This window comes from Streptomyces sp. URMC 124 (assembly GCF_051386455.1).
In the GTDB taxonomy this organism is placed as follows: domain Bacteria; phylum Actinomycetota; class Actinomycetes; order Streptomycetales; family Streptomycetaceae; genus Streptomyces.
Genome location: NZ_JBPQTS010000098.1, coordinates 21,490 through 27,886, shown reverse-complemented (window position 1 = coordinate 27,886; position 6,397 = coordinate 21,490). Strand labels below are relative to the sequence as shown.

5 protein-coding genes are annotated in these 6,397 nt (G+C 74.0%); 2 read left to right on the top strand and 3 right to left on the bottom strand.

Annotated features, from left to right (window positions below):
• Positions 1-328: 328 nt before the first annotated feature.
• The 3 genes from ACSNOG_RS20555 to ACSNOG_RS20545 all read right to left on the bottom strand — a co-directional run bounded on the left by ACSNOG_RS20555 (position 329) and on the right by ACSNOG_RS20545 (position 3,876).
• A complete protein-coding gene (locus tag ACSNOG_RS20555) occupies positions 329-1,231 on the bottom strand; it encodes a DNA-3-methyladenine glycosylase family protein (RefSeq protein WP_436754134.1) in 903 nt (300 codons plus the stop codon).
• 53 nt (positions 1,232-1,284) lie between these two features.
• Positions 1,285-2,367, bottom strand: coding sequence for a sugar phosphate nucleotidyltransferase (locus tag ACSNOG_RS20550; RefSeq protein WP_436754133.1), 1,083 nt, complete (start codon positions 2,365-2,367; stop codon positions 1,285-1,287).
• 81 nt (positions 2,368-2,448) lie between these two features.
• On the bottom strand, positions 2,449-3,876 hold the full coding sequence (locus tag ACSNOG_RS20545; protein WP_436754132.1) for a peptidoglycan recognition protein family protein: 1,428 nt from the start codon (positions 3,874-3,876) through the stop codon (positions 2,449-2,451).
• 149 nt (positions 3,877-4,025) lie between these two features.
• Between ACSNOG_RS20545 and ACSNOG_RS20540 the strand changes: the two genes are divergently transcribed.
• A complete protein-coding gene (locus ACSNOG_RS20540) occupies positions 4,026-4,778 on the top strand; it encodes a TIGR03089 family protein (protein WP_436754131.1) in 753 nt (250 codons plus the stop codon).
• 80 nt (positions 4,779-4,858) lie between these two features.
• On the top strand, positions 4,859-6,340 hold the full coding sequence (locus ACSNOG_RS20535) for an LCP family protein (RefSeq protein WP_436754130.1): 1,482 nt from the start codon (positions 4,859-4,861) through the stop codon (positions 6,338-6,340).
• Positions 6,341-6,397 lie beyond the last annotated feature (57 nt).

The following is a 6,397-nucleotide window of genomic DNA, read 5'->3' as shown; positions in this document are numbered from 1 at the left end:
GGGCAGGGCCCTGGACCGTATATTTACGGCGCCCTCGGCCCCGCCGCAGCCTTACCCGGCGATTGGCGCCACAAATACACGTCAGCGTCCAGGACCCTGCCCCTGCGGCCCCGGCGCCCTCCCCTCGTTCCTCGGCTGGCTCTCCGTCGTCAGAGGGCCCTGATGCCGTTCACCGAGTAGCGGGGGGCTGCCCCTGCGGCCCCGGCGCCCTCCGTCGGTCCTCGGCCGCGGCCCTCCGTCGTCAGGGCCTGATGTCGTTCACCGAGTAGCGGGGGCTGTCCCTGCGGCCCCGGCGCCCTCCCCTCGTTCCTCGGCTGGCTCTCCGTCGTCAGAGGGCCCTGATGTCGTTCACCGAGTAGCGGGGGGCTCTGCGGGGCGGGGTCACTCCGCTCAGGAGGATCAGGCGGCACGCCCTGTGGCGCTGGCCCTCGTACGGGGTGAGGAGGGCCAGCATCCTCTCGTCGTCGGTGCCCCTCGCACCCGTGAGGGCGTAGCCGATGATCTTCGGGAGGTGCAGGTCGCCCACCGTGACGGCGTCCGGGGAGCCGTTGCTGCGCTGGAGCGTTTCGGCGGCCGTCCATGGGCCTATGCCCGGGATCGCCTGCAGGCGCCTTACCGCCTGCGCGTCGTCCATGGCGGCTGCTTCCTCCAGGCGTGCCGCCGCCCGTGCCGCTCGGACGATCGTTGCCGAGCGCTTGCCGTCGACGCCCGCCTTGTGCCAGTCCCAGGACGGGATCATCGCCCAGTCCCGCGCGCTCGGCATCACCCTCATGCGGGGGGCCGGGCCCGGGGCCGGTTCGCCGTGCTGCTGCAGCAGGAGGCGCCAGGCCCGGTACGCCTCATCGCTCGTGACCTTCTGTTCCAGGACGGAGGGGATCAGCGATTCGAGGACGAGGCCCGTGCGGGCCAGCCGGAGGCCCGGGTGGCGGCGGTGCGCCTCATGGACCAGGCGGTGGCGGGGGGTGAACGCTCCCGGGTCGTCCTCGGCGCCCAGGAGGGCCGGGAGCGTTTCCAGCAGACGGTCGGCACCCGGGCCCCAGGCCTCGGCGTGGATGCGCCCGTCCTGCGCGGTCAGGTGCAGCGTGCCCGGGCCCTCGGGGGTGCGGCTCGCCCGCCACACCGAGCCGTCCGGGCCCTTCCTGTACGCCGGGTCGCCCGGGCCCCGCGCCAGGACGCCCAGCGTGCGGCCCAGGTCGTAGGCCGCCGGTGGGGTCCAGGTGCGGGTTTTCATCCTGCCAGGGTACGTCCGGTTGTTTGCTCGTTTATGCCGGGTTCGGCCGGGTTCTACTGGTCCGACGAGAACCTGATCGCCGACGCCGGGATCTCCGCCTCGCACCAGACCCGGGCGCCCGCGCGCAGCTCGTTGTCCGCCCCGATGCGGGCCATGTCGCCGATCACCGCGCCGTCCAGCACCGTCCGCGCCCCGATGCGCGCGCCGGCGCCCACGAGCGAGTCGCGGACCTGGGCGCCGGCCTCGATGACCGCGCCGTCCAGCACCGTGCTGCCGTCGACCCGCGCGCCCGGCTCCACCCGCGCGCCGGCGCCGATGACCGTGCCGCCGGTGAGCTTGGCGTCCGGGGCGACCTCGGCGGTGTCCAGGACCAGCCGGTCGCCGCAGCGGCCGGGGACCGCGGGGGACGGCGCCCGGCCCATGACCAGGTCGGCCGAGCCCCGCACGAAGGCCTGCGGCGTGCCCAGGTCCAGCCAGTACGTGGAGTCGACCATGCCCTGGAGGTGGGCGCCGGCGGCGAGGAGGCCGGGGAAGGTCTCGCGCTCGACGGAGACGGGGCGGCCCGTGGGGATCTCGTCGATCACCGAGCGGTTGAAGACATACGCGCCCGCGTTGATCTGGTCGGTGACGATCTCCTCGGGGGTCTGCGGCTTCTCCAGGAAGGCCGTCACCCGGCCCGTCCCGTCGGTCGGGACCAGGCCGAAGGCCCGGGGGTCCTCGACCCGCGTCAGGTGCAGGGAGACGTCCGCGCCGGTCGTGCGGTGGGTCGTCACGAGGGCCTCGATGTCCAGGCCCGTGAGGATGTCCCCGTTGAAGATCAGGACGGGCTCGTCGGGGGCCGAGCGGAGCTTGGAGGCGACGTTGCGGATGGCGCCGCCGGTGCCGAGCGGCTCCTCCTCGGTGACGTACTCCAGGTGCAGGCCGAGGTCCGATCCGTCGCCGAAGTACGGCTCGAAGACCTCCGCCAGGTAGGACGTGGCCAGCACGATGTGCTCCACGCCCGCCGCGCGGGCCCGGGCCAGCTGGTGCGTCAGGAAGGGGACGCCCGCCGCGGGGACCATGGGTTTGGGCGTGTTCATCGTGAGCGGGCGCAGCCGGGTTCCCTTGCCGCCGACCAGGAGGATGGCTTCTGTCACCTTGTCGTCTCTGCTTCCTGCTGGGGCCGGGCCGTGATCGGCGGCCAGTGTATGCAGACCGGAGGGTGCCCCCGCGCCAGGTCAGCGGCCCTGGAGGCGGGCCGCGACGGAGCGGACGGTGCCGAGCCTGCCGTAGAGGCGGTCACCGGGGCAGTCCGTGGCGAAGCCGTCGCGGTGCCCGGAGATGGCCTTGAGCCTGACCTTGGTCCCCTTTTTGAACCGATTTCCGCCTCCGGACACCAGGCTCGCGGTGCCGGCCGGGTTGGCGCCGAACAGCCCGAGCTTCCAAGCGGTGAGGTCCGCCACCGCGTCGACCGCCGCGGAGGACGGACTGGTGGTTCCGTACGTTCCGAGAACGGCGATGCCCATGCTGTTGCTGTTGAAACCGAGGGTGTGCGCGCCCTTGACGGCCTTGGCCACGCCCCCCGCACGTCCCTCGTAGACCGTGCCGCACTTGTCGATGAGGAAGTTGTAGCCCACGTCCCGCCAGCCACTGCTCACAACGTGGTAGCGGTAGATACCGCGGATGACGGACGCGGACTGCGAGCAGGAGTAGCGGTTGCCGGAGGCCGTGTGGTGGACGAAGGCCGCGCGGACGGCTCCCGTGTAGGCGAAACCGGATTCGCGCAGGGACTCGTCGGCGCCCCAGCCGGCCCGGGTGACGATGCGCGGGCGCGGGCCGACGTAGCGGCCGTCGACGCCGCTGCTGCTGGGGCGGCCGTAGTCCTCGGAGTCGTAGCCGTCGCCGCCGCCCTGATCGCCGTCGGCCTGATCGTCGGACTCCTCGTCATCCAGCTGCTGCTCGCCGGTGCCGGTGTATTCGACGTCGCCCTCGGAGTCCGGCTTGCCGAGCGCGGGGATCTCGGTGGCGCCGAGGGGGGCGAGCGGGACGTTGGCGGCGGAGGCGGCGAGCTCGTTCTCGCTGGGGACGGGGGGCGCGGCGGAGCGGGTGCGGTCCGCGCCGGGGTCGACCAGTTCGAGGCGCAGGCCGCGGGGCAGGGCGCCGGCCGGGGTGCGGCCGGTGGCCTCCTCGGGGCGCACGCGGACCTGGATGGCGTCGGACGCGCCGACCCACAGGGGCGCGGTGGATCCGCGCAGCCGCCCGGCGCGGCCCTCGGCGGAGTCGCTGTCGGGACGGTCGTCGTCGTGCGTCGAGATCTCCTGCCACGCCGCCCAGTCGCGGCCGCCGACGGGGCGGGTGCGCACCTGGGCGTGGCCGCGGAGCTCGGCCGCGGCGTCGTCCCACACGATGCCGACCAGCGAGAAGGGCTTGACCTCCAGCTGCGGCAGGCCCTGCTCCCCGGTGGGCTCGGGGCCCGCCGTGCGGCTCCGGCCGTGCAGCGGGACCAGCGGCAGCGACTGGGTGCTTCCCGGCACGGAGCGCGCGGGCAGGCCCGGGTCGCGGGTGCCGGAGGAGGCGGACGACGCTGAGGAGGGGGCGGCGAGGAAGGGCAGGGTGAGGGCGGCGGCGCAGGCGGTCACGGTCGTCGAGACAAGGATTCCACGCATGCTGAAAATCTTGGACATAACCGGGTAAATCTGTCCATTCGTCATGTGAGTCCGCGGGGGCGTCACCTGGTCCCGCGGGTTCCCGCCGTACCCCTTCGGCCTCGTTCTTCCGGCGGACCCGCGCCCGCCCGCCGCGTACGCTGGCGCCGATGAACGCCACCGATCGCACCCCCGCCGACCTGCTGCGATCCGCGCTCTCCGCGGATCCCTCCCGCCCGCTCGTGACCTTCTACGACGACGCCACCGGCGAGCGCGTGGAATTGTCCGTGGCCACCTTCGCCAATTGGGTGGCGAAGACCGCCAATCTCCTCCAGGGCGATCTCGCCGCCGAGCCGGGCGACCGGCTCGCCCTGCTGCTGCCCGCCCACTGGCAGACGGCCGTGTGGCTGCTGGCCTGCTCGTCCGTCGGCGTGCTGGCCGACGTCGGCGGCGACCCGGCCGCCGCGGACCTCGTCGTCAGCGGGCCCGACACGCTGGAGGAGGCGCGTGCGTGCTCGGGCGAGCGCGTGGCGCTGGCCCTGCGCCCCCTGGGCGGCCGGTTCCCCCAGCCGCCCGCGGGCTTCACCGACTACGCCGTCGAGGTGCCCGCCCAGGGCGACCGCTTCGCCCCGTACGCCCCGGTCGACCCGGGCGCCCCGGCGCTCGCCGTCGGCGGCCTGGAGCTGACCGGCGCCCAGCTCGTGGAGCGGGCCCGCACCGACGCCCACCAGCACGGGCTCGGCGCGGGCTCGCGCATGCTCTCCGGGCTGCCCTACGACTCCTGGGACGGCCTGTCCGCCGGACTGTTCGCCCCGCTCGCCTCCGGCGGCTCGGTGGTGCTCTGCCGTCACCTCGACCGGCTCTCCGGCGGCGGCCTCGACAAGCGCCGGGAGAGTGAGCGCGTCACCGTGACGGCCCTCTGACGCTGCCGCGGCGCCGCACCCGGGCGATGATCGGCGTACGGACTTCGTACGCCGGTCCCCGAGGAGGACGCAGCGCAACCGTGACCCAGAGCCCAGGAAGGCCCGGCCCCCCGGCGACGCCGTCCTGCTCCGCCTTCTTCGAGGAGCCGGACGAGCGGCCGCCCGCGCCCCGGCGGCGCCGCCGCTGGCTGCGCTGGCTGGCCCTGGGCACGGTGCTCGCGCTCCTGGCCGTGGTCGCGGTGGGCTTGTACCTCTACGAGCGGCTCAACGGCAACATCAGGACCGACACGGCCACCGCGGACGAGCTGCGGCGCTGGGAGAAGGAGCGCCCCACGGCCCTGGTCAAGGGCGCGCAGAACATCCTGATCATCGGCTCGGACACCCGCAGCGGCGCGGGCAACGGCCAGTACGGCGAGGACAGCGGCACGCAGCGCTCGGACACCACGATCCTGCTGCACGTGGCCGCCGACCGGAAGAGCTCGACCGCCGTCAGCCTGCCGCGCGACCTGATGTCGATGATCCCCCGGTGCCGGCGGCCCGACGGCACCGAGACGAACGAGCGCTTCGCGCAGTTCAACTGGGCGTTCGAGCAGGCGGGCCCGGCCTGCACGATCCGCACGGTCGAGAAGCTCAGCGGCATCCGCATCACCCACCACGTGATCGTGGACTTCAACGGCTTCAAACGCCTGGTCGATGCGGTGGACGGGGTCGAGGTGTGCCTCAAGCAGGCCGTCGACGACCAGGAGGCGCGGCTGAAGCTGCCGGCCGGCCGCCAGACCCTCGACGGCGAACAGGCGCTCGGGTACGTCCGGGCCCGCTACAGCCTCGGCGGCGGCAGCGACACCGAGCGGATGGGGCGCCAGCAGCAGTTCCTCGGCGCGCTGTTCAAGGAGATGCAGAGCGACGGGGTGCTGCTCAACCCCACGCGGCTCTACCCGGTGCTGGACGCCGCGACGTCCTCGCTCACCACGGACGCCGGGCTCGACTCGCTGCGCAAGATGTACGACCTGGTGCGCACCGTCCGCACCGTCCCGAGCGAGCGCGCGCAGTTCCTGACCGTGCCGCGCCGCCCGTACCCGTACAACCCCAACCGGGACGAACTGGTGCAGCCCGACGCCGACCAGCTCTTCAGGCAACTGCGTGAGGACCGGCCGGTCTCGGTGACCGGAAACGTCCGCGCGGCGGAGAACAAGCCCGGGGACAGCAGACCCGGAGCCGGCAAGCCGGGAGCCGAGGAGGGGCCGGACGGACCGGAGGGGCCGGGGGGCCAGGTGAGCCCCGAGGGGCCCGGCAGCCCCGAGGGGCCGTCAGGGACGGGGGGAAACACGGGAACCGGCGGATCGGCGCAGACTCCGGGCACCGGCGGGGCCGGAGCGGGACCGGCCGGGCCCGGCGCTCCCCGCACCCCGCACGGAACCACCGGCCGCAACGGCACGCCCCCGCCCTCCGGCGGCGGATCACCCGCGCCCGCGAGCGCCCCGGCGGCCCCCGCCGGCACCGCGCCGGGCACCGCTCCCCCCACCTACGAAGGAACCACGGCCGCACGCGGCATCTGTGGATGAATCGCTCGAAATTCGCGTACAGGACTTCCGGGTCGGCGAATGGATTGAGCAGATTGC

Coding starts and splice junctions, on each gene's coding strand:
- ACSNOG_RS20555 (WP_436754134.1), bottom strand. CDS start 1,231: ATGAAAACCCGCACCTGGACCCCACCGGCGGCCTACGACCTGGGCCGC.
- ACSNOG_RS20545 (WP_436754132.1), bottom strand. CDS start 3,876: ATGCGTGGAATCCTTGTCTCGACGACCGTGACCGCCTGCGCCGCCGCC.
- ACSNOG_RS20540 (WP_436754131.1), top strand. CDS start 4,026: ATGAACGCCACCGATCGCACCCCCGCCGACCTGCTGCGATCCGCGCTC.